1 protein-coding gene and 1 pseudogene are annotated in these 1057 nt (G+C 66.4%); one reads left to right on the forward strand and one right to left on the reverse strand.

Annotation, left to right across the window (positions count from 1 at the left end; genetic code table 11):
• On the reverse strand, window positions 1-498 hold a 498-nt coding region (locus ACFTWP_RS41885; protein ID WP_380270419.1), incomplete at its 3' end, for a hypothetical protein.
• Between the two features lie 139 nt (window positions 499-637).
• Here ACFTWP_RS41885 and ACFTWP_RS41890 point away from each other — a divergent pair.
• Window positions 638-1057: pseudogene (locus ACFTWP_RS41890) on the forward strand (hypothetical protein); the annotation flags it as partial.

A 1057-nucleotide genomic window follows, 5' to 3' on the forward strand; every position in this document is an offset into this window, starting at 1 on the left:
GTGCATGACGTGCTGACTGGCGAGAGTGAAGTAGCCGAGCAGCCGCTTCCGCAGGTCGGCGTTCACCCTCCAGCCCGGGACGAAGTCTGCGGCGCGCACATCCAGCTTCGCGTTCCCCTTGCAGAGGAAGTCGACGATGAGCCGAACGTTCACCAGGAAGGACTCGATGCAGGCGACGTGTACGGCTGGTGGTTCGATCGTCCGCTGTCCCGTCACGAACGGGAGAAGGTCTCGCACCTGGAAGATGGCGAGGTCGGTGAAGTCGAGGGCGCGCTCCTGGACCGAGGAGTCCCACATGGTGGCGCCGTTGGTCTTGCCCGTCTGTTGCGACGGCAAGGTGCGGGCAGGGCCGAACAGGATGTTCAAGAGCCTCTGGTAGTTGGCTTCGCTCATCGGTTTCGCTTCCGGGTCCCACGCATGTTCCCACTCGGCGGGTTTCCCGTCGCCCAGGGTCGTGCGCATCACCCAGGCACCCCGCTGCTCTTCGTCGCTCGCCACACAAACAGTCTCCCAGCAGCGGCCGGATGGGCGGGGGCGGAACGATGCCAATCACCCTCCATAACCTGACTTCCAGAGGGGCCATCTCAGGGCTATCACTCCGGATAACCTCCCCATATCCTGTGCGACAATTGGGTGTATGACGGACCATCAAGAGCACACCGTGACAGGACAGCTCGTACCGTCCAGTCGCCAGCCCGACAATCGAATCACCCACCTGCACCGACAGTGGGCAGAGCGCCACGGCGTCGAAGCGGCCGACCGGCTCGCGTCCGCCGAGCAGCTCGCCGACGCCGTCGCCGAACAGCTCGTCCCCCAGAACACCGTCGACACCTACGACAAGAGCTGGCGGGTGTGGCAGCGGTTCTGCTCGACGCAGGGCTTCCCCGAGACGGAGGGCTCCCGCGGCGCGCTCGTCGCGTTCGTCCTGTGGATGCTCCGAGAAGGCCGCGGATCCACCGGCTACGCGCCCACCTCCGCCAGCACCCACCTCGCCGGCGCCGTCGTCCGGCTGCGGAAGGCGGGCATCGAGGTCCCCGGCGGACCACCGGGACAGGTC

This window comes from Kitasatospora sp. NPDC057015, from assembly GCF_042673745.1.
GTDB lineage: Bacteria > Actinomycetota > Actinomycetes > Streptomycetales > Streptomycetaceae > Kitasatospora.